Here is a 26,298-nt window from a genome sequence, read left to right on the forward strand (position 1 = left end):
CTAAATGAGATTTTCTTGGGTATCAAAGGGGTTGGGACGGGCGCACATGCCTTAATACGCATCCACTTTGGGATTGGACGGGGGGAGGATGCAACAAAAGCAAAAGGCAAGAATAGCCGGGTTGCGACGTATTTTTGCCTCCTCTCTCACGCGAATTCCGCGCTTTTTCCATGATGGCTTTCCAGATGCCTTCTTTGGTGACCACCCTATTGGTGGCATCCTCCGCAGCCCTACTCGCGGCAGGCGATGTCCCTGCTCGGCGCATCAGCTTCAACCGGGATATCCGGCCTATCCTTTCCGACAACTGTTTTGCGTGCCACGGCTTCGATGCCAAGCACCGGAAGGCAGGTCTTCGTCTGGATGTGGTGGAAGGTGCCAGGCAGCCCAATGACGATGGTCAGGTGGCGATCAAACCGGGGGATTTGGCCTCCAGCATCGCCTGGCAGCGCATCATTACGACCGATGCCGATGACCTCATGCCTCCTCCAGATTCCCACAAGACGCTCAAGCCGGAGCAGCGGGAACTCATCCGCCGCTGGATCGAAGAGGGTGGGGAGTATGAGCTTCACTGGTCTTTCATCGCACCCAGTTTGCCGAAGGTTCCCGGTATTCCGGCTGCGCAGACGGCCGTACCTGTCGGGGCCTTGGACGCCTTCGTGCAGGCACGTCTTGCCGCCGAAGGCCTCAAGCCATCTTTAGGGACAGATCGCGAGACTTTAATCCGCCGTGTGACCTTTGATCTCACTGGTCTGCCGCCTACGCCGATGGAGGTGGGGGCCTTTTTGCAGGATGCCACACCCCAAGCCTATGACCGGGTGGTGGACCGGCTGCTGCACAGCACCGCCTATGGGGAGCAGATGGCGCGCTACTGGCTGGATTTGGCTCGCTATGCGGATACGCATGGGCTGCATTTGGACAATGAACGGTCCATGTGGCCGTATCGGGATTGGGTGGTGCGGGCCTTTAACGAGAATCTGCCCTTCGACGAGTTCACGGAGTGGCAGCTTGCAGGGGATCTGATTCCCCAGGCCTCTCGAGATCAGGAGATCGCCTCAGGGTTCAACCGTTGCAACGTGACCACCAGTGAGGGCGGCAGCATCAACGAGGAGTTCATCTTCCGATATGCGGTGGACCGCGCCTCCACGGCCGTGGAGGTCTGGATGGGGCTCACGGCGGGTTGTGCGGTCTGCCATGACCACAAGTTTGATCCCATCTCGCAGAAGGAATTCTATTCCCTGTATGCGTTCTTCAACAGCGCGGCGGATCCTGCCATGGACGGCAACATTCTGCTGACCCCGCCAGTGCTAAAGCTGACGAGCGCCGAGCAGGCCCGCCAGTTGAAGGAGTACGATGAAAAAATCGCTGCCCTGAGCGCGCGCGCGACATCGATACTCGCGCAGATGCCGTACACGGACCCGGCGACGGTCCAGCCCCGGCCTCCGGTTCAGGAGTCGGAGACCGTGTGGGTGGAGGACGACTTTCCCGCAGGAGCCGCGGCGCAGCACGCCGGGCAGCACCCTCTGCAATGGATCGCCGACGCTGCGGGCAAGATCTTCAGTGGCAAGAGAGTCATCATGCGGAAGGACACGGGGCTGGCGCAGGACTTCTTCTCCGGGGTGAAGGATCCGTTCGTCATCCCAGCAGGCGGCCGGATCTTTGTTCATGTGTACCTCGAACCCGCGGACCTGCCCAAGGCGGTGATGCTGCAACTGCATGTGGATGGCTGGTCCCACCGGGCGGTGTGGGGTGATGTGAATGCGATCCCTTTTGGCGAGGTGAACACGGAGCAGCGCAAGAGCATGGGACCGCTGCCCAAGGCTGGCGAGTGGGTGCGTCTGGAGGTGCCGATGGAGGCGCTCAAGCTCAAGGCGGGAACGAAAGTGACCGGGCTGGCCTTCACGCAGCAGGGCGGCACCGTGTACTGGGACAAAGCTGGCGTGCAGAGCCGGGTGGATCCGGTGACCGCAGAGGAGGAGTCTGAGTCCGCCTGGCTGGCCAAGTGGCAGGGCAAGCGGCATCCTGAGGCTCCAGACGACGTGCGCGACATCCTGCGGACCAAGAAGCCCGAGGAGCGGACGGAGGAGCAGAAACAGCGGCTGCACACCTACTGGCTGGAAAAGGTGAGCCGGGCAGGACGGGCCTTGGTCGCGGAGCTTCAGGCCGAACGCTCGCCGATGGAGCAGGCTCGGAAACAGCTGGATGAGGCGATCCCGGCCACGCTCATGATGAAAGACATGCCCACTGCGCGGGACAGCTTTGTCATGAAGCGGGGCCAGTACGATCAGCCTGGAGAAAAGGTGTTGCGCGGTACGCCGGCCATCCTGCCCCCGCTGAAAAAGGATTCGGGGAATGGGGCGGCCGACTACAATCGACTGGACCTCGCTCGCTGGCTGATGAGCCCGGAACATCCGCTCACGGCACGGGTGGCAGTGAATCGCCTGTGGCAGCAGTTCTTTGGCATCGGTCTGGTGAAGACGAGCGCGGACTTCGGCTCCCAAGGGGAGCCGCCTAGCCACCCGGAACTGCTGGACTGGCTGGCCGTGACCTATCGTGAGAGTGGTTGGGATACCAAGGCCTTTGTCAGAATGCTGGTGACTTCCCAGACCTATCGTCAGAGCAGCCGGGTGACTCCGGAACTGCTGGCGCGGGATCCGGAAAACCGCCTGCTGGCCCGGGGACCGCGCTTCCGTCTGGACGCGGAGCAGCTACGGGACAACGCTCTGTTTGTGAGTGGGCTCCTCGATCCCACCATGGGTGGCAAGGGGGTGAAGCCCTATCAGCCGGAGAACATCTGGGAGCCGGTCGGCTTTGGGGGCAGCAACACCCGCAACTATATGCAGGACAAGGGGAGTGCCCTGTACCGCCGCACGCTCTACACCTTCCTGAAGCGCACCGCCCCGCCGCCCAGCATGACCACGTTCGATGCGCCGAACCGCGAGCAGAGCTGCACCCGGCGTGAGCGGAGCAACACGCCCCTGCAGGCGCTGCAGCTCATGAACGACGTGCAGCACTTCGAGGCGGCGCGGCAGTTTGCCCAGCGCATGATCAAGGAAGGCGGTCGTGCCGGGTGGGAGCGCCTCGCCTGGGGCTGGCGGGTAGCCACCTCACGCCTACCCACGGATGATGAAATGGCCGTGGTTCAGGATACGCTCAAGCTGCATCTGGACCGCTACCGCTCCAGCCCGGACGCCGCGAAGCTGGTGATCAGTGCTGGAGAGTCGAAGCCCGACCCGGCCCTGGACCCCGGAGAGCTGGCTGCCTATACCATGGTGGCGAACCTGCTGCTGAACCTGGACGAAACCCTCACCCGGAACTGATTGCTTCCATGAACCCGTTTGTTGACTATCACCAGCAGACCACGCGCCGCCGCTTCTTCCAGGGCACTGGCTTGCGACTGGGTGCTCTCGGCCTGAGCTATTGCTTGGGGGATCGCCTGTTGCTGGGAGCTTCTGGCGTGGGACCCGTGGCCCAGGTGCATCCTCCGCAGCCGGGATTTCCGCATTTTGCGCCGAAGGCGAAGCGTCTGATCTACCTGCACATGAACGGGGCTCCGTCGCAGCTGGATCTATTCGATTACAAGCCGGGGTTGCGGGAGTACTTTGACAAGGATCTTCCGGACAGTGTGCGCAATGGCCAGCGCATCACCGGGATGACTAGTGGGCAGTCCCGGCTGCCGGTGGCACCTAGCATGTTTGAGTTCAGCCAGTGTGGTCAGAGTGGCACCTGGATGAGCGAGCTGGTGCCGCACATGCAGACCGTGGCAGATGACCTGGCGATGATCCGCACCGTGCACACCTCCGCCATCAATCATGACCCGGCTTGTACCTTTGTCATGACGGGCAGTGAGGTGCCCGGCAAGCCCAGCCTGGGCTCGTGGCTGAGCTATGGCCTGGGCAGCGTGAGCAACAACCTGCCAGCGTTTGTCGTCTTCACACCCACCTTCCCGTCCACAGGCAATGCACAGGCGCTGTTCACGCGCATGTGGTCCAGCGGCTTCTTGCCCACCAGTCATAATGGCGTGGCGTTGCGCGGTCAGGGCGATCCGGTGTTGTACATCAAGAATCCGCCGGGCGTGGAAGGCGGAGACCGGCGTACGATGCTGAACGCGCTGAACAAGCTCAATCAACAGAGCTTTGACCGCTTTGGTGATCCAGAGATTCAGACCCGCATTTCCCAGTATGAGATGGCGTTCCGCATGCAGACCAGTGTGCCTGAACTCACGGATTTGAGCACAGAGAGCAAGGCCACTCTGGACCTGTACGGGCCGGATGTGCAGCGCATGGGCTCCTTTGCCTCCAGCGCGTTGTTGGCCCGTCGTCTGGTGGAGCGTGGCACACGAGTGGTGCAGATCCTGCACCGCGGTTGGGATCAGCACAGTGGCCTGCCCAAGAACATCAAGGCGCAGTGCCTGGATGTCGATCAGGCTTGCGCCGGTCTGATCAAGGATCTCAAGCAGCGCGGTCTGCTCGATGACACCCTCGTGGTGTGGGGCGGCGAATTTGGGCGCACGGTGTACTCCCAGGGCACCCTGACCAAGGACAACTACGGTCGCGACCACCATCCACGGAATTTCTGCATGTGGATGGCCGGCGGCGGAGTGAAGGCCGGGACGACCTATGGCGAGACGGATGACTTCAGTTACAACATCGTGAAGGACCCCGTGCACATCAATGATCTCAACGCCACCATTCTGCATCAGATGGGCGTGGATCACTCCAAGTTTAGCTTCAAGTTCCAGGGGCTCGACCAAAAGCTGACGGGCGTGGAGGAAGCCAGGGTGGTGAAAGCGGTGGTGGGGTGAGCGTGGGCTTCTGGGGACAGGATTGACAAGGTTTTTAGAAGATTAACAAGATCGGGTGAATGGGAGTTGGTGTGGCTGCAAACGGAATGAAAGGGGTTCGCGGAGTTACGGTGTGGATCGTCAAGAGAACCTTGCCAGGGCAAGGAAGCCCAGCATGGCCAGCGCCACGACCGCGAGGCTCTTTGCCCGGCCTTTGACTGTTGAAGTAGCGAGCCATCCTCCGGTGCCAATGGCGATCAGGAGAAGGATCAATGGAAAGGCGCCCATGATTCCAAATAGCGTGTCGGCGAATGGCTCGCCGCCGTCGCTGTCGAAGATCAATCCCCAGACCACGATTGAGGCCATCAGCGTGATGGAGGAGGCAATGATGCCCAGAAAGATGTCGAAGATATCGCGCATAGGGGAAAAGTGACGGTGCAGACTCAGCCTTTGAGCTTCCTCGACTGGCCGGTAGCAGGATCCACTTCGTAGATATTGCCTTCCTCGTTGGTGACTCGAAGGGTGACGTTCCCGCTCGAGGGGCTTCCCGTAGGCCAGTGGACCTCCATTTTCTTGATGAATACCCACTGAACGTCTTGCTCGAGGAATGGATTCATCAGGACGGTGTACATTTTCTTTTCCCACAGCTTCTTGCCGGTGCGGATGTCTGTTGCCGTGACGATGCCCATGGTGCCGGGCTGATTGTCGACAGTGAACTTAACGCCGTTGAGGGTGATTGGCGGAACCGGAGGAGGAGCGACGCGCTTGGCGTGGAGGGCAGTGGTGCCTGCTGTCACGATGAAGAGAATGAGAGATAATGCGGTCAGCAGCTGGCGGCGAGAGTAGTGCATGTGAAGGGGAGTGGGATTGTTTCGACAGAACGTCGTGCTATTTGCTCAGGCTGCGACTGAAGCAGGATGAAATCCTGCAATACCGACAGGTTGGAAACCTGTCCTACCAACGCGGACTGAACCGGCGGACGCCGGTACCACGCACCGGCAAGATGCCGGTGTTACTCGCAGGCAAGAAATGCGTTGAACGGCTGAAGCAGGATGAAATCCTGCTGGTACCGACAGGTTGGAAACCTGTCCTACCAATGCGGACTGAACCGGCGGGACGCCGATACCACGCACCGGCAAGATGCCGGTGTCACTCGAAAGCCAAAAAAAGGGCGTTGGACGATTCACGGTCCAACGCCTTGACGCACTGACTACTGACGCACTGCCCAATGGCACGCAACATCAACGAAGCGTACCAGCTTTCAAACCACTCAGCGCCTACCGACGCCTTTTGGCCGTTTTCCGCCCGGTCATGATGGCCTTGGCTTTGTCTTCGTTGTCCAAGACGGTGGTGAACTTGTACTTGAAGCCGTCGAGCTTCCGGCGCTCGATCTTCTGATCGATGAGGCGCTCGATGGAGTGCACATAGGAGATCTCGTCCGCAGCAAAAAGGGTGAAGGCATCGCCCTCTTTTTGCGCACGGCCGGTACGGCCGATGCGGTGCACATAGTCTTCCGGGTTCTCGGGCACCATGTAGTTGATCACGTGGGTCACGCCGCTGACATCGAGCCCGCGGGCGGCAAGGTCGGTAGCCACAATGATGTCGAAGGCGCCATCGCGGAAGCCCTGAAGGGCTTTCTCACGGTCACGCTGATTGATGTCCGAGTGCATCACTGCCACCTTGTATTTGTTGGTCTGCTGGATGGCAGCAAAGAGACGGTCGGCATGCACCTTCATGCGGGTGAAGATCATCACGCTGTGGAACTCCGTGCTCTGCAGCAGGGCCAGCAGCAATTCCTCACGCTGATCGCTCGCGACAGGGTACATGTAGTGGCTGACCGTTTCCGCAGGGGAGAAACGCAGGCCCACTTCGATGCTCTCGGGCTCGCGCAGGGCCCATTCGGCCAGGCCCTTGATCTGCGGGGGCATGGTGGCGGAGAAGAACAGAGTCTGCCGGGACTTGGGGATCTCGCTCACGATGCGGCGCACGTCGGGCAGGAAGCCCATGTCGAGCATGCGATCCACTTCATCCAGAATGAGCACTTCGACGTCGGCGAGGTTCACCGTGCCATCGCTCATGAAATCGAGGAGGCGGCCTGGAGTGGCCACTACGATGTCCACCCCGCGCTGCAGACCTTCGCGTTGCTTGCCGTAACCGACGCCGCCGTGAACCAGGAGGGTGCGGAGACCCGTGTGGCGGTTGAACTTGTCGAACGCTTCCACCACCTGGGCGGCGAGTTCGCGGGTGGGCTCCAAGATCAGGCAGCGAAGTTTGCCAGGAGCGCCGAGGCGGGAGAGAGTGGGCAGACCAAAGGCGGCAGTTTTGCCAGTACCGGTCTGGGAGGCGCCGATGACATCTTTACCGGCGAGAACAACGGGGGCGGTGCGGGCTTGAATTTCAGTGGGCGTTTGGTAGCCCATGTCGCGCACCCCGGCGAGAATGGCGGGGGAGAGCCCCAAAACTTCAAATGCTTCTGGATAAGGACCTTCGGGAACGGGAGGGGCGGGCGGTGGCGGCTCGGCGGCGACGGCGGGAGCATGGCGGCGGTCTCCGGCTTCGCGTTCTTCGCGGGGAGCCCGGTCACGATCGCGTTCACGACCTCCACGGGCTGGGCGGCGATCCTGGTCGCGGCCGGAACGGGGGCGTTCACGGTCACGGCCCTGCTCCCGGTCTCCGCTGCGGGGAGGTCTGGCGGCACCGCCTTCACGCTGGCGGTCCCGTCCGCGGTTGCCGTCACGGTCTCGTTCGCGCTCCACCTTGGGCCGATGTTCGGCGGCGTCCTTGCGGGTGGCGGCCTTCGCGGCGTGTAATTTCTCCGGGTGTTTTTCGTGATGCTTCGCGCTGTCGTCAGCGGTTTTCTTCTTGCCCAGGCCCGTGAGGCGTTTGAGCCCTGACGTGATTCGTTGAAGCAGGGAGGGTTTGGTCTTGGTCGATTGGCTCACGAGCGATAGATGGGGAAGAACAGGGGGGCACTAGATAGAAGAACCCCTAATCCGATGTCATCCCACTTTTTTACACCTTTTGCAAACGGAGATGTGCCCCGGGGCGGGAATCGCCCCAGGGACGGGTGTTTTTCTAGTGCATTTCCACCGCGCAGGAGCCCAAGCCGCCGCGGAAGTAGTTGAACTGGACATTGGGATGGTCCGCCAGCAGGGACATGGGCACGGCGGAGTCGGCCAGGCCCTTCGAGATCATGAGGGCAGTGAGGCGCTGACCCAGCGGGTTGTCGTGGGTGCCGGCCTGCCAGATGCTGACCTTCTCTGCGAGCCAAGTCTCTTTCGGTCCCACGGTGATGGCTGTCTTCGGCACCATGGTGATGTTTCCGCCGCCGCTGGTGCGGGCATTCTGAGCCAGAGTGATGGGGTGAAGCTCCACGATGCGAGTGCCGAGTTTCCGATACTCCTCCGGAGTGGGGGGCTCGTTCTTGTACTTGCCCGTGCGTTTGAGGGGATCGTTGAAGGCCCAGTGTTTGATGTCGCCTTGGCCACCTTGCATGACTGCGCAGCGCACGCCGGCGTTCCAGCTCTGCACGTATTCCTTCACGTCACCCTTGGGGAAGTGGAGGTTGGCATCCGGCATGGCGAGCTTCTTTTGAATGCGGTTGAAGAGCAGCTCACGGTCGGCCTTCTCAAAGGAGAGGGGATGGGTGATTGGCACTTCTTTCTTGGTCTCCACATCGTACCACTCGTCCATGCCCCAGAAGTGGGAGGTCTTCAGGCTGAGACCCAACTCGTTGATGAGACGGGCGACGAGTGGGAGTTGCTCGGTGGGCCCGATGGGACCGCAAACGCCCACGGGATTGTCCGCCGTGGACTGACGCCAGGCGGCGATGTATTCCAGTGCCTCAGCCAAATAGAAGTCCTCCAGCGTGTCATACATCACGACCTTGAACCCCGGACGGGAGAGCTGACGAAGATCCTTCTCCGTGAGCTTGGCGGCGTCGTTGATGAGGCTGCTGTCCAGGGTGGTGTAGTCCCACCAGTCGGGGGCGATGTGGCTGAGTTTGCGAGGCATTTGGGGAGCAGTGAAAAGTTAAGAGTGAGAAGTTAAAAGTGGGGAGTCTGAGGCAGGGGACGATTGTGTGTCTTGGCGAGAGAAAAGAGTGAAGTTTGGAATTTGAATTTTGAAGCTTCGACAGCGGAGCGGTCGGCTATTCCTCGAGCCAGCGTTCGCAGGCCTCGTTGATGAGGCAGTCGTCGCCGAGGGCTTCTTTGAGAGGGTCGGTGTCGCTGGCACTGAAGCCGAGATGGAGGTGGCGACGCCAACCTTCGGCGTGGGTGAACTTGCCTGAGAGGGTGCCGACTTTTTGAGCGGCCTCGTCCATGGAGATGAGGTAGGAGTCCATGCCCTGACTCACATCCAGCCAATGTTTCTGGCTCTCGTGGGCGGCGAGGGCATTGCGCTTGATTTCATGAACCGGGGCGGTGTTCACATAAGATCCGGCGTGAATGCGTTTGCGCAGCGGGTCCCGCAGGCCGTGGGGCATGGCGTGATACACGGTGACGTCATGGAAATAGGCGTCGCGTGGGGGATCGGTGATGAAGTTGGGAATGCCGTGGGTAAACGCGGCGGTGACGGCCAGGCGGCTGGCGGCCATGTGATCTTCCATGTAGTCGCTGGGAGCGTGGGTGAGCACGATGCGCGGCTGGGCCTCGCGCACGATGGCGGCGACTTTTTTGAGCGCCTCCGGGTTGTAGGTAAGAACCAGATCGTCGCTGATGGGCGGGTAGAATGCTGACCCAAGGATGCGGGCGGCCTCTTGGGCTTCATCAAGGCGCTTGCGAGCGGTGGTGGGGCCGTCCATCTGCACGGAGCCGCCATGGCCGTTGCAGAGGTTCACATAGTGCAGGTCCCAACCCCGGGCCTTGAGCTGGAGCATGGTGCCGGCGGCGACGAATTCGATGTCATCAGGATGGGCAAAAATGGCGAGGACGGAAGGCATTGGGGAGAAGGAAAAGGGAAGAGGGGGAAGGGATAATGGGCTTCAGCGCGGGAGCGAAGGCGGCCGCTTGGAGATAGGCGCAGGGGGCAAGGGTTGCCGTTTGAACTGCACTGGCGAGATCGAGGCGATCACGTCGTCGGGGCTTTCCTTTGATGGGCCCGGTTTGCTGGGAGGGCCGAAGGCGTCTTCGATGAATCCGTCAATGGTATCTGGGCTTGGAACCTTGCTGGAACGCTTGGGTTTCGATGAAGTTCTGCCCAGCGGGTTTCTGACGTAGTAAGTCACCTCCAGAAAGTGCTCCGGATCCAGTCGATGTGTTTCTTTCTCGAATGGGTAGGTCCATATTGAATAAGCCGCGACCGCAACGGGAGTGGCCACTGGCTTCTCCATGGGAGGCAGCACGGCGTAGAGCTGCCGGCGGTACATGCCGGGCTTGATGCACTCTGCCAGTTCGCCGTAGCCCTTCTGGCGATCCGTCTCTTGAGTGGACGCGCAGGACACCATGGTCACCGCAAAAACTGCCACAGCCAGCGCCTTGATGAGGGGCCGCGTGGTCTGTGGCAGTCGGATCATTGCAGAGAGGTCGGGAGGGGAGCGGGGCTAGGCCAGCTCGCTGATTTTCACGGGACGGCCGCCTTCCTGGGCGGACTTGTCGGCGGCGAAGAGGACTTCGAAGCTCTTGAACGACTCACGCAGACTGGTGAGGGGCATGGCTTCGCCCTTCTCCAAAGAAGCGAAGAAGGTCTCAAACTGCGTCTGGTACGGGTGATCGCTCACATCGCCGCTGTCGAGCATCTTCATGTTGAGGTTGCTCCAGCCCGCCTTGTTGGTGTGGAGCTTCATGGAGTGAAAGCGGTTGTCCAGCAGGCTGCCCTCGCTGCCGCACAGGTGGGTGTGGAAGTAGTAGGGCTGCAGGCAGTCCACCACGGCGGAGCACTTGCCCACCTTGCCGTCCTTGAAGTGGACGAGGGTGACGCTGGTGGTGTCGTACTCGTAGGGGGCGAAGATGTCGCTCTTGGACTTGGTGGAGAGGCTGGTGACGCTTTCCACCTCGCTGCCCATGACCATGAGCAGGGCGTCCAAGGCGTGGCAACCGGCGGTGAGCAGGGCGCTGCCGCCGTTTTCCTTGCCAATGTTCCAGCGGAACTGGCCGTACCAGGGCCCGATGCCGTGGTAGTAGTCCACTTCGCCATAGTGAAGCTCTCCCAGCAGGCCCTGATCGAGAATGGCCTTGGTGGACTGGAACTGGCCGGAGAAGCGGCACTCAAAACAGACGCAGCCGAGCACATTGTTGGCCTCGGCGGCGGCGATGATGTCCCGGCACTCCTGCAGGGACATGCCCAGGGGTTTCTCGATAATCAGGTGTTTCCCTGCGCTGGCGGCGGCCACAGCCTGGTCGCGATGCTGGGCCGGCATGGAGCAAATGTCCACCACCTGGATGTTGGCTGCGAGGAACTCGTCGAAGTCGGTGTAGGTCTTCACCGGGCAGCCGTGGCGGGCGCTGACCTCTGCGTTGTCGAGCTTGCGGGAGGAGAAGATGGCGGTGACCTGGGCGTGCGGGGTGGCGTTGATCGCCGCGATGTGGGCACCTGCGGCCCAGCCATATCCGATGATTCCGACGTTGTATTTCTTCATGTTGTTGCGTTAGAAAGGGCCTTGTGAGTGTGTTCTTTGTGACATCAAACTCATGTCCGCCTTATGAAAAATGATACGCTTTTTAAGCCAACAATTTGTCAGGCGGGCAGGGGCCTGTTGACCCTGGGAATAGTGCTCTCTGGTTGGTGTTTGCAAGGACCGGCGCAGGAGCCCGTGCCGCCCCGCGCGCTACGTGATTTAAATACCAGTTACTTTCCTTTCACACCAGTCAAGGATGCGGCTGCCTGGGAGAAACGTCGGACGGAAATCGAGCACCGGGTGCGGCTGGCGTCCGGGCTGTGGCCCATGCCGGAACGTCCGCCTCTCAATGCCGTCATTCACGGCCGCATTGAACGGGATGATTACACCGTGGACAAGGTTTACTTTATGTCCGTTCCCGGTCATTTTGTGACAGGAAACTTGTACCTTCCCAAGAACCCTCCGGCGAAGCTGCCGGTGGTGCTCTGTCCGCACGGTCACTGGCCGAACGGACGCTTCATGCACGCCGATGATGCGACGGTGAAAAAGGAGCTCGCCACCGGGGCGGAGCGTTGGGAGAACGGGGCGCGTTCACCCCTGCAGGCCCGTTGTGTGCAACTCGCGCGCATGGGGTGCGCGGTGTTCTTCTATGACATGCTCGGGTATGCGGACAGCCTCCAGTTTCCCGAGCACCGGCACGGGCCGCAGGAGGAGGGCTTTGTGAGTGTGGATGCGGAGCAGAATCTGTACGGATATTTCCCGCTCCAGATCTGGAACGGCGTGCGGGCGCTGGACTTCCTGCTCTCCGTTCCGGGGGCTGATCCCACCCGTGTGGGCTGCACGGGGGCGAGTGGCGGTGGCACGCAGACGATGGTGCTGGCGGGCATTGACTCCCGGATCACGGCGGAGTTTCCATGCGTGATGGTGTCCACATCCATGCAGGGCGGCTGCACCTGTGAGAACTCGAACCATCTGCGCATCAATCAGGGGAACATTGACATCGCCGCTCTCGCTGCCCCGCGACCGCTGGGCCTGACGGCTGCCAACGACTGGACGAAGGAGCTGGAGACCAAAGGATTCCCGGATCTGAAAGGGCTCTACCAGATGACGGGCAGCCCGGGGAATGTGAGTGCGCTGTTCGCCACGCACTTCCCGCACAACTACAACCACGTGGCGCGCACCGCCATGTACAACTTCTTCAACAAACACTTCAAGCTGGGGCTGACGGAGCCGGTGCTGGAGCGAGACTTTGCACTCTCCAGCAAGGACGAGTTGAGCGTCTGGGATGCGAAGCATCCGGCACCCAGTGGCGACCAGGTGGGGAAGCCGCACGAGGTGGCGGTGGGCAAATGGTTCAAGGAGCAAACGGCGAAGAACCTGGCTCCGCTGCTGAAAGCGAAGACGGATGCGGAACTCGCCAAGACCGACGAGGTGGTGGGTGAGGCCTGGCGCATCCTGGTGGGGCGCGCCCTGCCGGGCGAGGGGGACACCTCGTTTGATGTCGGGACCAAGGAGGAGCGGGGGGATCACTTCCTCATTCGTGGTCAAGTGCACTACAAGGACACGGATCACATTGACGTCACTTTCCTCTATCCCAAAAACTGGAACAACAAGGCACTCCTGTGGCTGAGTGGGAAGGGGCCGGAGTCCCTGGTGAGTGCGCAGGGCGATCTAACGGAGGCGGGTCGCAAGCTGGTGGCGGAGGGCTACGCCGTGGCGTGCCCGGTGCCGTACCTGGCCGGAGCCTCCCGTAACCCCAATGTGTACGGGAAACGGAAGCTGCAGACCTATGAAGGCTATGCGGGCTATCACTACGGCTACAATCCCAGCGTCTTTGCCGAGCGGGTGCGGGATGCGTTGTCGGTGATCGCGATGATTCGCGACCATGACAAGTATCACACCGACCAGATCTTGGTGGCTGGGCTGGAGGGTGCTGGCCAGGTGGCGGCGGCCACCGTGGCCCAGGCGAAGTCGGTGGTGGATCAGGGGGTGGTTGCCACGGGAGGTTTCCGGTTTGGGAGTTTGAAGGACGTGTGGGATGTGAACTTCGTGCCGGGTGCCGTGAAGTATGGGGACGTCCCGGCCCTGCTTACGCTGTGTGCTCCGGTGAGCCTGAAGGTGCTGGATGAAGCGAAAGGCGGCGAGGTGGAGTTTGTGCTCGGGTCGCTGGGGCGTTGAGGGCCACCGGCATCCTGCCGGTGGTTCGAGGTATGCGCGGAGGTGCAGAGTGGTTGATCGTCAATCACCGCCGACTGAAGTCCAATGCCCCTTCAGAAGGGCCGAAGGTCCGGCTCCAAAGCAGCCTTGGGCAACACCCAAGGAATCGATGGCCAAACAACCCATGAGGGCTGAATGCCCGGTCTCATCAAGCCCGCCCACGACGAGCATCCCGTCTCGCATCTTGCAAGGTGCCGGGCAGGTTGCCCTGCAGGTTGCGGCGATGGAGGCCGCATGGAGGCCGCATGGAGTGAAGGTGTTGTGATTGTAATGTGTTGAAGGTGAGCGTGTTGGTGTTTCGTTTGGGCTGATGGCGCGGCTTATGCACTGAAGGATGCATCCCCGGAGTTTTTGCGTCGGGGGTATGAGGCAAAGACCCCAGGTTCTTCAATCTAACCAAGCTCAAATCACTCGCATGAAAACGCACCTTCTTGCCGCACTGGCAGTCGCACTGATCCTCCCAAGCTGTGCCACCAAGACTGTGGCCGACAGTGGCACGCCTGCTCAACCTCTGGCCATTGACCGGGCCGAACGGAAGATCTACGCCACGCCCACACCGGTTTCGGAGGATCCCACCTCGCCCTTATATCATGTGGAGTCCAATGGCAGTGCTGCCAGTGTGGCCTTGGCCAGCTTTTAGCAGCTGATTTCCAAACAAGGGCCAGTTTAGGCTCGTGTTTGCGGAACCGTCTGGCTAGACTGACTCAACAACTGATTCATGAAAACGACGCTGGTCTTCTCCGCGCTGGTCCTATTCGCCACGAGCCTGCTTTCAAGCTGCGCTTCCAGTGATCCCACCTCCTCCGGGCAGCCGGAAGCCGCCCAACGAGAGGAGGCGAGGAAGTATGGCACCCCAACGAGACTTTCGTCTGACCCGTCCTCACCGTTGCATGACCTGGAGTCCAACAAGGGGCAGGTCAGTACAAAGATTGCGGAGTTCTAGGAAATGCGGAAGCGTTTTAGACAGGATTTACAAGATTCTGAAAAGATTAACAAGATGGGATCTCGGGTTGGAGGGGCCAACCCGAGGGGGCAATGCTGGGTGGGCTACTTGGTTTCCTTCAACCGTGACTGCCATCCTACGGGCTGCGTCCAGGCCATTTCGCTCTGGTCTTCGTAGCTGGGGCGGGGATGCGGGCGGTTTGAGGTGATAATGGCGCGGACGTAGAGTTCTTCGCCTTTCAGGTGGTATTCAGCCACGGGGCCTTCCACGGTGGCAAAGGTCTTGCCCACGTCGGCCGAGTAAACAATCCGCTCGGGGCGGAAGTCGTCGGGGGGCGTCTTGACGGTGGTAGTAGTTTTATCGAACCCGACCGGGGTGCCGACGAATTTGATGGTGTAGGTGACGCCTGTTTGGGGCTCGACCTGGACCTTGAGTACGCCATCCTTGAAGGTGACGTCCTGCAGGGTCACACCGCTTGAGGCGTAGAAGTCACCGGCCCGCATGGCGGCGATGATCTTGTCAGTCTCCAGGGATTCGCTGCGCACCATGACCCAGCCGCGACCAGGGGCGCTGTCTTCGCCATGGTAGTGGTGAGCATCGTCGGTGCCCACGCCATAAAGCGGTGGGGCGTTGAACTGGGTGAGGCGCAGGGTGTTGGCGACATCCCAGATCGTTTCGTGTCCGGGACGTGTGGCATCGCCCTGGTAGTGGATCATGGGGTGGCCATTGTAGATTTCGAAGAAATTCTCCTCCAGGACAGCGGCGAGGTCTTCGGGAGTGAGAGCCCAGCGAAAGTTGGGGTGGTTCACGTGAGCGAGCACTGGGCGTCCCGTGGCCTTGCCCTGGGCGTGAATGGCCTGCAGGCTCTTGCGCATCACGTCCTGAATGCTGGTGCCATCCGGAGGCAAGATGGCCTCCTGAATGTTGATCGCATTGATGTGGATGGGGACCCGTTTCTTGAGTTCCATCGCATAGTTGGCGCTGAGCTCCTCCGCCTGAATGAGGAGAAACTCACCTGGGCGCTCAAACTTGGGCCGGTACTCCTCCAGCTTCTTGAGCCGGATCTCCTTAATCCCGTCTTTTTCCCGGGTCTCCACCCATGGGGAACCGAAGCGGGCCAGATACTTGTCCAGAGCAGGTGTGCTGCCGGGGGCGGTCTGGCGTTTTTTTACGAGTTCTTCCCCCACCCAGACCTCCTTGGCCTGAAGGACGTTGTGATCAGAGATGGCGAGGAACTGATAGCCGTTCTTCTGGTACCAGTCGGTGATCATCTCTGGGAAGTCATTGCCATCGCTCCAAAGGCTGTGGGTGTGGGTGTTGCCCTTGTACCACTTTTTGACTGGCGTGGAAGATTCGGCGGCGGTCAAAGAGAGGGAAAGGGCCAGGCTGGCGGCCCCAAGGGTGGCGCTGAGGGCGAATGTCCGACGGGTTAAGAGGCGGGTGGGAGTCATGAGGGAAGCGCGGTTGAGTATTTGGAATACTGGAGGGCGGGCGCGTTTCTTCTTGGGAAATGGCGGTGAAGGGGGTGAGGGGGCTCGGGGTGTTGGAAGGTGTGACGAGGATGTGTCGCGATTGGAGGCCAACACCTGGATGCGAAGCATCTTTCGGAGTGCGGCGAGCATCGCCGCTTTCGGGAGTCCTGTGTGGGTCGAACTAACGAAGCGCCCTGGCGGAGCGCGTGGCCTCATTCGTCTTCGGCGTCCGGCATCAGGTTTAAGGTTGTCACAAGGCGTAGCCAAAGCGGTGATGCTCACCGCAGTCCCAAAATCCTGCTGCGCAGGATCAGGTGTTGGGTGTTTGGGATAGGATGGTGATTTTGGGCGGCTTACCAGATCGAAGACGCAAAAAGCAAAAAAAGGCCTGCGATGCGCCGGAGCGGCATCGCAGGCCTAGGGGGGTGTTTTTTTATGGCCCTCTCACAGGCCGGGTGGTTCGCACGGGGGTTCTTTATTGCACCGCAATGACGCGCGGTTTGGCGGCTTCTCTGACGGGAAGGTTCAAGGTAAGGACACCGTCTTCCAGCTTGGCGGTGAGCGCGGCCTCATCCACCTTGGCGGTGACCTTGAGCTGGAGCTTGTAGCTGGAGCTGCCAAGTTCCCGATGAAGGGACTTCCAGGAATCTTGGGCGACAGGTTTGCGCTGAGCGCTGAGGGTGAGGACGCCCTGATCAAGCTTGACCTGGACGCTGTCCTTGGCTGCGCCGGGAAGGTCCACTCGGACTTGGTAGGCGTCTTTGGCGCTGTCGACGGAGTAGCGCGGTTTCACGAAGTTCTGCGACTGCGCGGTCGTGTTTGTATTCGTAGTGTCGGTGGCGCAGGCGCTGGCAGGAGTGCAAGTGGTCATGGTCGTAGGAGTTGGGGGAAAATGGGGTTTGTTTGGCCGTAGGTTCGTTTGTGCTTTGGTGACTCGCCGCGGCCGGGGGGGGGCTCAAGGGCAGCGCCCCGACGCGCGGATGGGGATTTTCAGCGGTTAGGTGGCGATCACTGAACCTCAATACTGCGAGGTTTGTGCGCTTCGGCTTTCGGCAGAGTGACCGTCAGAAGGCCGTCTTCCACTTTGGCTGCGATGGCATCGTATTTGACGCTGTCCGGCACAGAGACCGAGCGTGTGGAAGTGAAGCTGGATTCGCTTTCGCCATTCTTCTCCTTTCGCACGACGGTGACGGTGAGAAGACGGTCGTTGAACTCGACCTTCACATCTTCCTTCTTCACGCCGGGAATTTCGAAGGTGGCGTAGTAGTTGTCCTTGTCCTCGTGGATGTCCGTGGCGAGGCGTCCGGTGGCTGCTCCGCCGAAGGCAGTGTCCCAATCGAACACGCGAGCGAAGGCGGGCAGGTTGCCAAACGGGTGATTGAGCCAGGCTTCGAGGCTGGAGGCAGGATGATTGTAGCGGGTAAGTTTCATGGTGTTTGTTTTGTTGGACCTAAGAGTTGTCTTAGTAGGGTGATGTCTACGTGGCCTATTCCCGCAAGCCTCGTGCCATCGGCATCGTGATGGGTGTAAGACGTTGAAAATGAGGTGAAACGAGACCTGAGGCACTCCTTGGGAGCCTCGACCTGCTGTATGGAAAGAGACAAAAAGACTCTTAAGTGAAATTTTGCATCGCCCTTGTTAAGAGACAATATGACTCTAGTTGTTTCAGGTTATGCTCTTTACCTGTGTTGAGTTTGCCAGACTACCAAAGTGGTTGTACGCCTTTGTGGTTGCAATTACCATAATTACCATTATTGTGAATTGACCTGCGAACTCACCGTCCAAGGCATCATGAAACTCCTCCTGAAAATCGCCATCGTCGTGGTTGTAGCCCGCTTTATGGTTCACACGCCAAAGGGGGCAAATCAGACCCTGGATGCGGTGAATAGCTTCACGCTCCGTGACATGGCGATGCGGGTGGACAGTGTCTTTGTCTTTGTGGAAGAGACCGTGATGAGCTGGTTCTCCTAGCTTCTGGAATTAGGAATGATGAATTAGGAATTAGAAATGAAGCCTCCCCTTCAAAGCTGGTCTGGGGGATTCTGAAGGAGCTTTGCCGATGGGATGGCAGTATTTTAAATTCAGCATTCCTAATTCCTAATTTTTGCCTCTCTCTGTGTCTCTGTGGTTATTTCCAGCATCCTTCTCTCAAGCTTTCTCCAGGAATAGCCGCCCTGCCTTGCGGCGCAGGCGGAGCTGGCTGGGGAGATTGACGCGGGCCACGTGAGGGGAGGTGAGGAGCTCCAGTGCGCTTTCGATTTCGGCGTTGCCGATGTTGGGCACGGCGTGGACTTCACGCAGCCACCACCGGAAGATGCGGCTCTGCAGGGCGGGATGGGCGGTCTTGAGAGCGGTAGTGACGGTGAGACTGCGATCAGGCTGGAGGAGCTGATGCTCCTTGAGAAAGGCGCTGGTGGCAGACTGCAGGTAGTCTTCGTCGCGGCCAGCCAGTCGAGCAAAGCGCTGGAGGGTGCCAGCGACTTCTCGCTGGAACATCTCCTTCAAAAAGGGGAGCACGCGGTGACGGATCCGATTGCGAGTGGGGGCTCCCAAAGTTGAACCTGCGTTGGTGGAGTCCTCCCGGAATGTGAGTCCGTGAGCGGTGATGTAGGTATCAATGTCCTCGCGAGTGATTTCCAAGAACGGTCGTGTGATCAGAAGACCTCCGGGGGAGCTGGAGATGGGATCCATGCCCCGGATGCCGCGCAGACCACTGCCGCGGAAGAGGTGATGCAGGATGGTTTCCACATCGTCGTCGGCATGGTGGGCCAGAAAGACATTGCGACTCCCGTGGCGGGCGGCGACCTCGTCAAAAAATGCCCGACGGGCGTCTCGTCCGGCCGTCTCCATCGACGCCTTGGTACGCGTGGCTTGAGCGATGATGTCCACGGTCGCTTCCTCGTAAGGCAAACCGTGAGCTTCGGCCAGATCCCTCGCAAAGCGGGCGTCGCCATCGGACTCTGCACCGCGCAACTGGTGATTCAGGTGGCAGACTATGAGTTTCCTGTATCCCTGCAAGAAGAGGAAGTGCAGCAGCGTCACGGAGTCCCGGCCGCCGGAGACACCTACCAGCTGCGGCGCATCCAGGGAAAGCTCCGGCTGTTTTGCCTGAAGATTCCGCAGGGTGGTGCGGGCTTTGCGTTCCAGCCGGGTGAGGGCCGTCGACGCGTGGGGACGCGTCGACGGGGAAACTGAGGGGGCCGATTCGGGATCAGCCGATTTTTTCCGAGCCGAAGTAGCGCTGGAGCGGGGCTGGGATGGCGATGCTGCCGTCCGCTTGCTGGTACGTTTCGACGAGGGCGACGAAGAGGCGCGCGAGCGCGGTGCCGGACCCGTTGAGCGTGTGGCAGAATCGGTTTTTGCCATGCTCATCCTTGTAGCGCAGATTCATGCGGCGCGCTTGGAATTCGCCAAAATTGCTGCAGCTGGATACTTCCAGAAAGGAGCCCTGACCGGGGGCCCAGACCTCGATGTCGTAGGTCTTGGTCGAACCAAAGCCCACGTCTCCCGTGCAGAGCTCGATGATGCGATAGTGCAGGCCCAGGGTCTGAAGGACGACTTCGGCATTGGCGGTCAGCTTCTCCAGTTCCTCCATGGAGGTCTCCGGGGTCGTGATCTTCACGAGTTCCACCTTGTCGAACTGGTGCATGCGGATGAGGCCGCGGGTACCCAGGCCGGCGCTGCCAGCCTCCCGGCGGAAGCAGGGCGTGTAGGCCGCATACTGGATGGGGAGAGCTTCGGTTTTCACGATCTCCTCACGATGCAGGTTCGTCACCGGCACCTCGGCGGTCGGCACAAGGTAGAGATCATCTTCCTGGCAGTGGTACACCTGATCGGCGAATTTCGGGAGCTGGGTGGTACCCACGAGGGCGTCCGCCTTCACCACGAATGGCGTGTTCACTTCAGTGTAGCCGTGTTGGGTCGTGTGGAGATCGAGCAGGAAGTTGATGAGGGCGCGCTCCAGGCGGGCACCTTGGCCGCGATACACGACGAAGGCGCTGCCGGTGATTTTGGCACCTGCTTCGAAGTCGAGGAGCCCGTGCTGGGCACCGAGGGTGACGTGGTCCTTGGGCTGGAAATCGTAGGAGGGCTTCTCGCCCCAGACTTTCACCTCGGGATTTTGCTCGGCGCTGTCGCCGATGGGGCAGGCGTCATGCGGGAGGTTTGGGATTCCCAGCATGATCTCACGCTGTTTGATATCCAGAGCGTCGGCGTCGCGACCGATCTGCTCGATCCGGTCGCCGATGCCTCGGACCTGGGCCTCAATGGCGCTGGTATCTTCGCCCTTCTTCTTGGCGATGCCGATCTCCTTGCTGATGCGGTTGCGGTCGCCCTGGAGCTTCTGGCGCTCCGTCTCAGCTTCGCGACGCTGCTCGTCCAGGGAGGTCACCTCGTCCACCATCGAGGAAAGGCCGGCACCACGGGTGCTGAGGCGTTCTTTGACGTAGTCGGGTTTCTCACGGAAGAGGCGGATGTCTAACATAGGGCGGGCAGACTAGCGTGGAATGGGAAAATGTCGAGCCGCAGGGAGGGAGGAGGATGCCGGGACAAGAAGAAACTGGCGCAAAGGGAGATTTTGCGCTTTGGTGGGCGGTTCGCGGCCTAGTCAGGTCTGCGGTTCCTGCCCTGTGAAACTCCATCGTCACCTCATCGAACAGATCATTGCCACCATTGCGGAGATTTTCGCACGCGGGGTGCATGCCGACAAAGCCATCGAGCGGATGATGAAGGCGCACCCGAAGTGGGGCGCTCGGGATCGGCGATTCTTCGCGGAGACCTCCTACGAGCTCGTGCGCTGGTGGCGCTGGTACTGGTACCTCGCCGGGTTGCCGGATTCGGAGTACAACAAGGTGGAACTGCTCAACGATGGCAAGGTGTGGCGCGTGTGGGCGGCCTACTGGATGGTGCAGCATGGCGAGGCACCGCCCTTTGCGGAGTGTCGGGGCTCTTGGAATGCCACCGTCAAGTCCAGGTATGACGCGGACGTTCTGCCCGCCATCCGGCTTTCCATTCCCGACTGGCTACAGGAGCGTGGGACCAAGGAGTTTGGCAGGGAGTGGCCAGAGCTGATGAAGGCGCTCAATGAGCCGGCGGATGTTTTCCTGCGGGCCAACACCCTGCGCATCACCCCTGTCGAGCTCCAGGCCCGGCTGGAGGGCGAGGGCGTGGAATCGCATCGCGTCAAGGGGTTGCCGGATGCGCTGCGATTGAGCGTGCGCAAGAACGTTTTTACCACCAAGGCGTTCCAGGACGGCCTGTTTGAAGTGCAGGATGCGGCTTCGCAGAAGATCGCTCCGTTTCTGGAAGTGGCTCCCGGGCAACGGGTAGTGGATGCCTGCGCCGGTGCTGGCGGCAAGACGCTGCACCTCGCGGCGCTCATGCAAAACAAAGGCTCCCTCGTGGCGATGGATGTGCACAAGTGGAAGCTGGATGAGATGCGCCGCCGGGCTCGTCGCAATGGTGTGAGCAATGTGGAGCCGCGCCTCATTGAGGATACCAAGGCTATCAAGCGTCTCGCAGACAAGGCTGACCGTGTGCTGCTGGACGTGCCATGCAGTGGTCTGGGGGTGATTCGTCGCAACCCTGATGCGAAGTGGAAGCTGAGTGAAGAAGAGCTGGACCGCCTCCAAAAACTTCAGCAGGAGATCTTGGAAAGCCACTGCCGCATGGTGAAGCCCGGCGGCAAGCTGGTATACGCAACGTGCAGCCTCTTTCCCAGCGAGAATGACCGGCAGGTGCAAACCTTCCTGGCCAGTCATGGGGAGGAATGGAAGCTGGAGGAGGAGCTGAGCCTCCGGCCGGATCGCGAGGGATATGATGGATTCTATGCCGCGCGGTTGGTGAGGACGGCTACGGCTTCGCCGGGTTGAGGCGGCCGCAAGCGGCCTGTTGAGACGCTGCGCTGGTTGAGACGGCTGCGCCTGGTTGAGGTGGCACAGCCGTCCCGGCTGTGAGTGGGACCGGCATCTTGCCGGTGGGGCGCTCGTGGAGGTCGCTGATCTTATCCTCACACAAAGGCACGAAGATCTCAGAAGTAGCGCGGACTGGCAGTCTGCTGTGCCGCCGATTGGCAAGCGGCACCTTTCTCGCGTCGGTGGAAGTTCCAGATCGACTATGAGCCTGGTGCAGTGACCGTCACCGTTTGTGTGACAGAGTTGTTTCCACGATTTGTGTCGTTGAGCCGTCTTGCTTCATCGACAACCAATCTAAACTCGTAGCTACCGGGAGCGGGTGCAGTCCAGCCGGAGCTTCGTGTCAGGGTTTCGGTTTTGCCCGGCTCTGGCAGATGCAGGGGTTCATCCAGCCAGCGTTCACCGTTGATGTAGAGGCGGATGGAAGTCTCGAGATGTCTGGCGGTGTTTGTGCCTGCATTTCGCAACTCCAGCTCTGGCACCACCACCTGGCCTGTGCTTACCGAGGTGCTGGAGAGGCGAAGTCCCACCGCAAAGTCTACTGGCGTGGTATCAGGCCGCCTCAGAAACGCGAAGATACTGATCGCGCAAACGAGGAGGGTGAGCGGGATGCGCCAGCGAAGCATGGGAACTGATAGTGACATCGAAATCGACCGGTGGACACTGTTTTTCGGTGGCGACAGTGTCAGACAATGAGCCGGACTGGTTGCCCGGAGAGGTTCGGGAGGGCGCAAATCGTTCCCAGTTGATCCGGGCGTGACAATGCCAAACACTTTCGCTTAGGATGCCGCCATGAAGTTCGTCCATGCAACCGCCTTCTTCTGCATTGCCACGACTGCTCTTCCCCTTGCGGCAAAGGAGATTCACGAAGCCGCACGGATCGGGGATCTCACTCAGTTGGAGCGCTTGCTCGCAGGAGGGCAAAAGGTCGATGAGCTGGAGGATGGCTTGGGCGTGACCGCCTGGCAGATCGCGTCCTACCATGGCAGGAAGGAGGCTCTGGACTTGCTGGCGAAGGCAGGGGCGGATGTGCAGCGCCCTTTCCCCGATCCCCAGGAAATTGTGGATCGGGTTCTCTCGCTTGCGGTGAAGAAGAAAGGTCCCGGATTTGCTCTGTTGGCGGCCCGAGATGGGAAGGTGCTTTATGCCAAGGGCTACGGGCTGGCGGATCTAGAAAAAGGTGTGCCCATCACCCCAGACACCGTGTTTCGCATCGGGTCGGTGACCAAGCAGTTCACGGCCACGGCGGTGCTGCTTTGCCAGCAAGACGGACTGCTCAAGCTCTCGGATCCGTTGACCAAGTATTTTCCAGGCTACCTGGACGGAGACAAGATCACGGTGGCCCACCTGTTGTCGCATCGCTCAGGCATCCGCAACTTCACCTCGTTTCCCACATTTTCTGAACAGGTCACCGGCCCTCGGACTCAGGATCAAGTCATCGCGACCTTCCGTGACATGAGTCTGGAGTCGGAGCCGGGCACACGCTATGCCTACTGCAATTCGGGTTATGTCTTGCTGTCTGAAATCGTAAAGCGAGCATCGGGGGAAAAGTACGATGACCTGCTGGAGCGGCGGGTGTTTCGCTCTGCGCACATGTTCTCCACCGGTGTGCATCGGCCCGAACTGGCCCTGCAAGGGGAGGCCCTCGGGTATGCCAGACGGGAGGACGGAAAGGGAGGCTGGCGGCGGGCTTTGAATTGGCACATGTCTCAAGCCGGGGCGGCAGGGGAGTTCTACTCCACTGTGGGCGATCTCTACCGATGGAACGAGGCGGTCTTCAACGGGAAGGTGCTGTCTCCCGAGTCTCTAAGCATGGCGCATCGTCCCGCGGCACCCCAAGATGAGGCCAGCGCGGAGATGACCGGCCTGGCGGCAAAGTACGGCTATGGCTGGGTGGCGGATGAGGAGCGGGGGCTGCCCAAAATCTTGCACACGGGCGGGCTGCCCGGCTTTTCTTCGATCTTGATCAGGTATCCGGCACAGAATTTCACGGTGGTGGTGTTCTCCAACACCCTGGAATCCATCGGTGGCCAAACTGCATCCGCCCTTGCCGGGGTGGTGGCCCGGCAGCATCTCTGGCGGGAGATGGGCTCGCAACCCTGTTTCCGCGAACTACCGGTGCCGGAGGGGGTGCATCTCACCGACTACGCGGCACCGTTTGATTTCGGTGGACTGGGAGTGATGCGGTTCCGCGTGCGAGATGGCCGCCTTGAAAGCAGGCTCGCCGCCCAATCGTGGGGAGCCGTGCGCTACCACGGAGTGGATGAGTTTCGCAATGACAGCGTCGATGCCACATTCACCTTCCGGCGCGATGAAAAGGGCATGGTGAATCATGTGAAACTGCTTCAGCACGGCTCCCTCCTGGAAGGCGATCGGTTTGACGAGCCCGAGACGAGCAAGCTCTCGCGTGAGGCGTTGGACGCGGTGGCTGGCAGCTACGAGTTGCCGTTTGGCCAGATTCACTTCCGGGTGGACAACAAGAGCGGCGACTTGAGGGGACGGGTGAAAGGGCAGCAGGAGTTTTCCTATTACCCGGTTAAGGGCGACGACGGGCGGTTCATGTGCAAAGCCGTGCGAGCCCAAGTCATGTTCCTCCGGCCTGATGGCGCGAAGGAAGGACCGGCTACGGGGCTGATCATCCAACAAGGCGGAGGGATGGTGCCCGGACGGAAGGTCCAGTAATTCAGTAAACCAGTGCGTCAGTGGGCAAGGTGTTGGACGGGATGTTCTCTTGAGTACAGGCCTCAGCTTGCGGTTGTGGATGCCCACTTCGCCCCTGATCTCAAGTCTGATATCTGGGGTCTGGCAGTCAGGTGTCTTTCACTCGTATTCCCACTTCTGTGCCCAGGGGTCGCCCATGGTTTCCTGAAACTTCTTCAGGCGGGCTTTGTATTCCTCCAGGGTCTTGGCGAAGGCGGGGTCGAGGGCGAGGTTCTTGGTTTCGTCCGCATCGTACTGCATGTCGTACAGCTCAAAGGCGGGGCGATGGATGTATTGTCCCACCGTCTTCTGGCCATAGGGGGCGTTTTCGCCTTTCTTGAGCTGGGCCTGCCAGGTGGAGGCGGCCCAGAGATCGGTGGAAAAGGGGAAGGGTAGGGGGTGGGCGATGTTCCAGATGAGCTTGAACTTCTGGTCCCGCACGACACGCATCGGGTAGTACATCTGCACCTCGTGAAAGGTGTGGGAGGCAAAGATCTCTGTGCGGGTGGCGTCATTCTCCTGGCCTAGGATATTGAGCCAGGATTTGCCGTGGTAGGCGGGGTAGCGCTTGCCGCGGTTCTCGTACTTGGAGATGCCGCGTTCTTTCCAGAAGGCGTCGGCATCCACGGGTTTGATGGGCGCATTTTTCTCCCGGTCCAGGCCGCCGGCGAAGTCGAGCATGGTGGGGGTGAGATCGGTGTGGCTAACCAGCGCGGCATTACTTACCCCGCGCTGTTGCACGTAGGGATTGCGGACAATGAGGGGGACCTTGAGTCCAGGTTCATAGACAGTGGTCTTGCCGCCGGGAAAAGCCATGCCGTGGTCTGACGTGACGATGATCATCGTCTTGTCATAGAGGCCTGCCTCTTTGAGCAGCTTGACCAGATGACCAATGCCGAAGTCCACCCGTGAAACGCTTTGGTAGTACTGGGCGAGTTCTGCCCGGGACTCGACAGTGTCAGGAAGAAAGTGCGGAACAACGACGTCCTTGGGATCATAGAACACCTCGGTGATCCCTGGAATGCTGCCGCGATTGGGCTTGTTGCCAAAGGCATTGGGGCTACCGTCAATGTCCAGCTGCGGTCCCCCGCGATGAGGATCAGCACTGGCGATGTAGGCGATGAAGGGTTTGTCGTCTTTGGCCGTGATGAACTCACGGGCGTTCTCCATCAGTTCGCGGGTATTACGGCCCTTCTCCGCGACCATCACATCGTACGTGAAGATCTCCGTGGGGGCGACGTGGTGCTTGCCGAAGATGCCCGTGCGGTAGCCCGCTGCTTTCATGACCTGGGGGAGAGCCAGGGAGACGACGTTGGGGTAGCAGGAGAAGTGCCCGGTGTCGTGCTGGTGGCCATACTGGCCGTTGGCATGGTTGTGTAGACCGGTCATGACCACGGAGCGGCTGGCGCTGCAACTGGCTGTGGTGGCATACGCGTTGGTGAAGATGGTGCCGTCTGCTGCCAGGGCATCGATGTTGGGGGTCTTGATGGCCTTGTTGCCATAGCAGCCCAGCTCCGGGCTCATGTCATCCGCGATGAAGAAGACGATGTTCTTCTCGGCAGCGAATGAAGGCGATGCCAGAAGCAGCAGGGCAAAGGCTGAAGCCAGTTTCAGGCAGGACAAAATGAGGGGGCGCGCAGGCATGGCGGGTTAACGACGGTGGTTCGAGAGTATTTCAGTCTGAGGAGAGGAAATGCCTCCCTCCCTATGACTCTCCC

General features: G+C 60.3%; 23 protein-coding genes. 9 read left to right on the forward strand and 14 right to left on the reverse strand.

The features are described from left to right. Positions 1 to 170: 170 nt before the first annotated feature. Both BV106_RS15625 and BV106_RS15630 read left to right on the forward strand, forming a co-directional pair. Positions 171 to 3,317, forward strand: coding sequence for a PSD1 and planctomycete cytochrome C domain-containing protein (locus tag BV106_RS15625; RefSeq protein ID WP_051945916.1), 3,147 nt, complete (start codon positions 171 to 173; stop codon positions 3,315 to 3,317). An 8-nt stretch (positions 3,318 to 3,325) separates the two neighbouring features. Continuing rightward, positions 3,326 to 4,801, forward strand: a complete 1,476-nt coding sequence (locus BV106_RS15630; RefSeq protein ID WP_038166202.1) for a DUF1501 domain-containing protein — start codon at positions 3,326 to 3,328, stop codon at positions 4,799 to 4,801. Positions 4,802 to 4,921: 120 nt separating this feature from the next. Here the strand turns inward: BV106_RS15630 and BV106_RS15635 are convergent, their stop codons facing one another. From BV106_RS15635 to BV106_RS15670, 7 genes are all read right to left on the reverse strand, one after another. Beyond that, positions 4,922 to 5,200, reverse strand: a complete 279-nt coding sequence (locus BV106_RS15635) for a hypothetical protein (protein ID WP_038166204.1) — start codon at positions 5,198 to 5,200, stop codon at positions 4,922 to 4,924. 23 nt (positions 5,201 to 5,223) lie between these two features. Further along, complete coding sequence (locus BV106_RS15640) at positions 5,224 to 5,631, reverse strand: hypothetical protein (protein WP_038166206.1); 408 nt, start codon at positions 5,629 to 5,631, stop codon at positions 5,224 to 5,226. 426 nt (positions 5,632 to 6,057) lie between these two features. Then, positions 6,058 to 7,722 (reverse strand): DEAD/DEAH box helicase, encoded by a 1,665-nt coding sequence (locus BV106_RS15645; RefSeq protein ID WP_265595719.1) that lies wholly within the window; start codon positions 7,720 to 7,722, stop codon positions 6,058 to 6,060. A 133-nt stretch (positions 7,723 to 7,855) separates the two neighbouring features. After that, complete coding sequence (locus BV106_RS15655) at positions 7,856 to 8,794, reverse strand: glucosamine-6-phosphate isomerase (RefSeq protein WP_038166212.1); 939 nt, start codon at positions 8,792 to 8,794, stop codon at positions 7,856 to 7,858. 136 nt (positions 8,795 to 8,930) lie between these two features. Then, a complete protein-coding gene (locus tag BV106_RS15660; RefSeq protein WP_038166214.1) occupies positions 8,931 to 9,722 on the reverse strand; it encodes a PIG-L family deacetylase in 792 nt (263 codons plus the stop codon). A gap of 42 nt (positions 9,723 to 9,764) precedes the next feature. Beyond that, complete coding sequence (locus tag BV106_RS15665; protein WP_038166216.1) at positions 9,765 to 10,295, reverse strand: hypothetical protein; 531 nt, start codon at positions 10,293 to 10,295, stop codon at positions 9,765 to 9,767. Between the two features lie 27 nt (positions 10,296 to 10,322). Then, entirely contained in the window at positions 10,323 to 11,357 is a 1,035-nt protein-coding gene (locus BV106_RS15670) for a Gfo/Idh/MocA family oxidoreductase (protein ID WP_038166218.1), read from the reverse strand. A gap of 306 nt (positions 11,358 to 11,663) precedes the next feature. On the opposite strand from BV106_RS15670, the gene BV106_RS15675 reads away from it, so the two are divergent. From BV106_RS15675 to BV106_RS38550, 3 genes are all read left to right on the forward strand, one after another. After that, positions 11,664 to 13,514: an acetylxylan esterase gene (locus BV106_RS15675; RefSeq protein WP_265595720.1), complete on the forward strand. Its 1,851-nt coding sequence runs from the start codon at positions 11,664 to 11,666 to the stop codon at positions 13,512 to 13,514. A gap of 454 nt (positions 13,515 to 13,968) precedes the next feature. Then, positions 13,969 to 14,193, forward strand: coding sequence for a hypothetical protein (locus BV106_RS15680; RefSeq protein WP_038166220.1), 225 nt, complete (start codon positions 13,969 to 13,971; stop codon positions 14,191 to 14,193). A gap of 78 nt (positions 14,194 to 14,271) precedes the next feature. Then, complete coding sequence (locus BV106_RS38550; RefSeq protein ID WP_265595721.1) at positions 14,272 to 14,496, forward strand: hypothetical protein; 225 nt, start codon at positions 14,272 to 14,274, stop codon at positions 14,494 to 14,496. A 104-nt stretch (positions 14,497 to 14,600) separates the two neighbouring features. On the opposite strand, the gene BV106_RS15690 is transcribed toward BV106_RS38550, so the two are convergent. From BV106_RS15690 to BV106_RS15700, 3 genes are all read right to left on the reverse strand, one after another. Beyond that, the gene (locus BV106_RS15690; RefSeq protein ID WP_051945918.1) at positions 14,601 to 15,947 is read right to left on the reverse strand and encodes a hypothetical protein; all 1,347 of its coding nucleotides are present in this window, start codon (positions 15,945 to 15,947) and stop codon (positions 14,601 to 14,603) included. Between the two features lie 496 nt (positions 15,948 to 16,443). Beyond that, a complete protein-coding gene (locus BV106_RS15695) occupies positions 16,444 to 16,839 on the reverse strand; it encodes an Hsp20/alpha crystallin family protein (RefSeq protein ID WP_051945919.1) in 396 nt (131 codons plus the stop codon). A gap of 137 nt (positions 16,840 to 16,976) precedes the next feature. Beyond that, complete coding sequence (locus tag BV106_RS15700; protein ID WP_038166223.1) at positions 16,977 to 17,399, reverse strand: Hsp20/alpha crystallin family protein; 423 nt, start codon at positions 17,397 to 17,399, stop codon at positions 16,977 to 16,979. A gap of 360 nt (positions 17,400 to 17,759) precedes the next feature. Here BV106_RS15700 and BV106_RS15705 point away from each other — a divergent pair, with 360 nt between their 5' ends. Next, the gene (locus BV106_RS15705; protein ID WP_265595722.1) at positions 17,760 to 17,939 is read left to right on the forward strand and encodes a hypothetical protein; all 180 of its coding nucleotides are present in this window, start codon (positions 17,760 to 17,762) and stop codon (positions 17,937 to 17,939) included. Positions 17,940 to 18,116: 177 nt separating this feature from the next. Here the strand turns inward: BV106_RS15705 and tilS are convergent, their stop codons facing one another. Beyond that, the gene (gene tilS / locus BV106_RS37350) at positions 18,117 to 18,986 is read right to left on the reverse strand and encodes a tRNA lysidine(34) synthetase TilS (RefSeq protein WP_265595736.1); all 870 of its coding nucleotides are present in this window, start codon (positions 18,984 to 18,986) and stop codon (positions 18,117 to 18,119) included. On the opposite strand from tilS, the gene BV106_RS38555 reads away from it, so the two are divergent. Next, a complete protein-coding gene (locus BV106_RS38555) occupies positions 18,882 to 19,163 on the forward strand; it encodes a hypothetical protein (protein WP_051945921.1) in 282 nt (93 codons plus the stop codon). The genes tilS and BV106_RS38555 overlap by 105 nt on opposite strands. Before the next feature lie 16 nt (positions 19,164 to 19,179). Here the strand turns inward: BV106_RS38555 and serS are convergent, their stop codons facing one another. Next, on the reverse strand, positions 19,180 to 20,451 hold the full coding sequence (gene serS / locus BV106_RS15715; RefSeq protein ID WP_038166226.1) for a serine--tRNA ligase: 1,272 nt from the start codon (positions 20,449 to 20,451) through the stop codon (positions 19,180 to 19,182). A 145-nt stretch (positions 20,452 to 20,596) separates the two neighbouring features. Between serS and BV106_RS15720 the strand changes: the two genes are divergently transcribed. Beyond that, positions 20,597 to 21,838, forward strand: a complete 1,242-nt coding sequence (locus tag BV106_RS15720; protein WP_038166227.1) for a methyltransferase domain-containing protein — start codon at positions 20,597 to 20,599, stop codon at positions 21,836 to 21,838. A 242-nt stretch (positions 21,839 to 22,080) separates the two neighbouring features. On the opposite strand, the gene BV106_RS15725 is transcribed toward BV106_RS15720, so the two are convergent. Continuing rightward, positions 22,081 to 22,506 carry a CARDB domain-containing protein gene (locus tag BV106_RS15725; RefSeq protein WP_038166228.1) on the reverse strand — a complete coding sequence of 142 codons (426 nt, stop codon included), beginning with the start codon at positions 22,504 to 22,506 and terminating at the stop codon, positions 22,081 to 22,083. A gap of 166 nt (positions 22,507 to 22,672) precedes the next feature. Here BV106_RS15725 and BV106_RS35680 point away from each other — a divergent pair, with 166 nt between their 5' ends. Then, positions 22,673 to 24,562, forward strand: a complete 1,890-nt coding sequence (locus BV106_RS35680) for a serine hydrolase (RefSeq protein WP_051945922.1) — start codon at positions 22,673 to 22,675, stop codon at positions 24,560 to 24,562. Between the two features lie 138 nt (positions 24,563 to 24,700). On the opposite strand, the gene BV106_RS15735 is transcribed toward BV106_RS35680, so the two are convergent. Beyond that, the gene (locus BV106_RS15735) at positions 24,701 to 26,224 is read right to left on the reverse strand and encodes a sulfatase (protein ID WP_051945923.1); all 1,524 of its coding nucleotides are present in this window, start codon (positions 26,222 to 26,224) and stop codon (positions 24,701 to 24,703) included. Positions 26,225 to 26,298: the final 74 nt, after the last annotated feature.

The organism is Verrucomicrobium sp. BvORR106 (genome assembly GCF_000739655.1).
GTDB lineage: Bacteria > Verrucomicrobiota > Verrucomicrobiia > Verrucomicrobiales > Verrucomicrobiaceae > Verrucomicrobium.

Bases quoted from the DNA above. Each gene is read 5' to 3' on its own strand.
- BV106_RS15625 (WP_051945916.1), top strand. From the start codon at position 171: ATGATGGCTTTCCAGATGCCTTCTTTGGTGACCACCCTATTGGTGGCA.
- BV106_RS15630 (WP_038166202.1), top strand. From the start codon at position 3,326: ATGAACCCGTTTGTTGACTATCACCAGCAGACCACGCGCCGCCGCTTC.
- BV106_RS15635 (WP_038166204.1), bottom strand. From the start codon at position 5,200: ATGCGCGATATCTTCGACATCTTTCTGGGCATCATTGCCTCCTCCATC.
- BV106_RS15640 (WP_038166206.1), bottom strand. From the start codon at position 5,631: ATGCACTACTCTCGCCGCCAGCTGCTGACCGCATTATCTCTCATTCTC.
- BV106_RS15655 (WP_038166212.1), bottom strand. From the start codon at position 8,794: ATGCCTCGCAAACTCAGCCACATCGCCCCCGACTGGTGGGACTACACC.
- BV106_RS15660 (WP_038166214.1), bottom strand. From the start codon at position 9,722: ATGCCTTCCGTCCTCGCCATTTTTGCCCATCCTGATGACATCGAATTC.
- BV106_RS15665 (WP_038166216.1), bottom strand. From the start codon at position 10,295: ATGATCCGACTGCCACAGACCACGCGGCCCCTCATCAAGGCGCTGGCT.
- BV106_RS15670 (WP_038166218.1), bottom strand. From the start codon at position 11,357: ATGAAGAAATACAACGTCGGAATCATCGGATATGGCTGGGCCGCAGGT.
- BV106_RS15675 (WP_265595720.1), top strand. From the start codon at position 11,664: ATGCCGGAACGTCCGCCTCTCAATGCCGTCATTCACGGCCGCATTGAA.
- BV106_RS15680 (WP_038166220.1), top strand. From the start codon at position 13,969: ATGAAAACGCACCTTCTTGCCGCACTGGCAGTCGCACTGATCCTCCCA.
- BV106_RS38550 (WP_265595721.1), top strand. From the start codon at position 14,272: ATGAAAACGACGCTGGTCTTCTCCGCGCTGGTCCTATTCGCCACGAGC.
- BV106_RS15690 (WP_051945918.1), bottom strand. From the start codon at position 15,947: ATGACTCCCACCCGCCTCTTAACCCGTCGGACATTCGCCCTCAGCGCC.
- BV106_RS15695 (WP_051945919.1), bottom strand. From the start codon at position 16,839: ATGACCACTTGCACTCCTGCCAGCGCCTGCGCCACCGACACTACGAAT.
- BV106_RS15700 (WP_038166223.1), bottom strand. From the start codon at position 17,399: ATGAAACTTACCCGCTACAATCATCCTGCCTCCAGCCTCGAAGCCTGG.
- BV106_RS15705 (WP_265595722.1), top strand. From the start codon at position 17,760: ATGAAACTCCTCCTGAAAATCGCCATCGTCGTGGTTGTAGCCCGCTTT.
- serS (WP_038166226.1), bottom strand. From the start codon at position 20,451: ATGTTAGACATCCGCCTCTTCCGTGAGAAACCCGACTACGTCAAAGAA.
- BV106_RS15725 (WP_038166228.1), bottom strand. From the start codon at position 22,506: ATGCTTCGCTGGCGCATCCCGCTCACCCTCCTCGTTTGCGCGATCAGT.
- BV106_RS35680 (WP_051945922.1), top strand. From the start codon at position 22,673: ATGAAGTTCGTCCATGCAACCGCCTTCTTCTGCATTGCCACGACTGCT.
- BV106_RS15735 (WP_051945923.1), bottom strand. From the start codon at position 26,224: ATGCCTGCGCGCCCCCTCATTTTGTCCTGCCTGAAACTGGCTTCAGCC.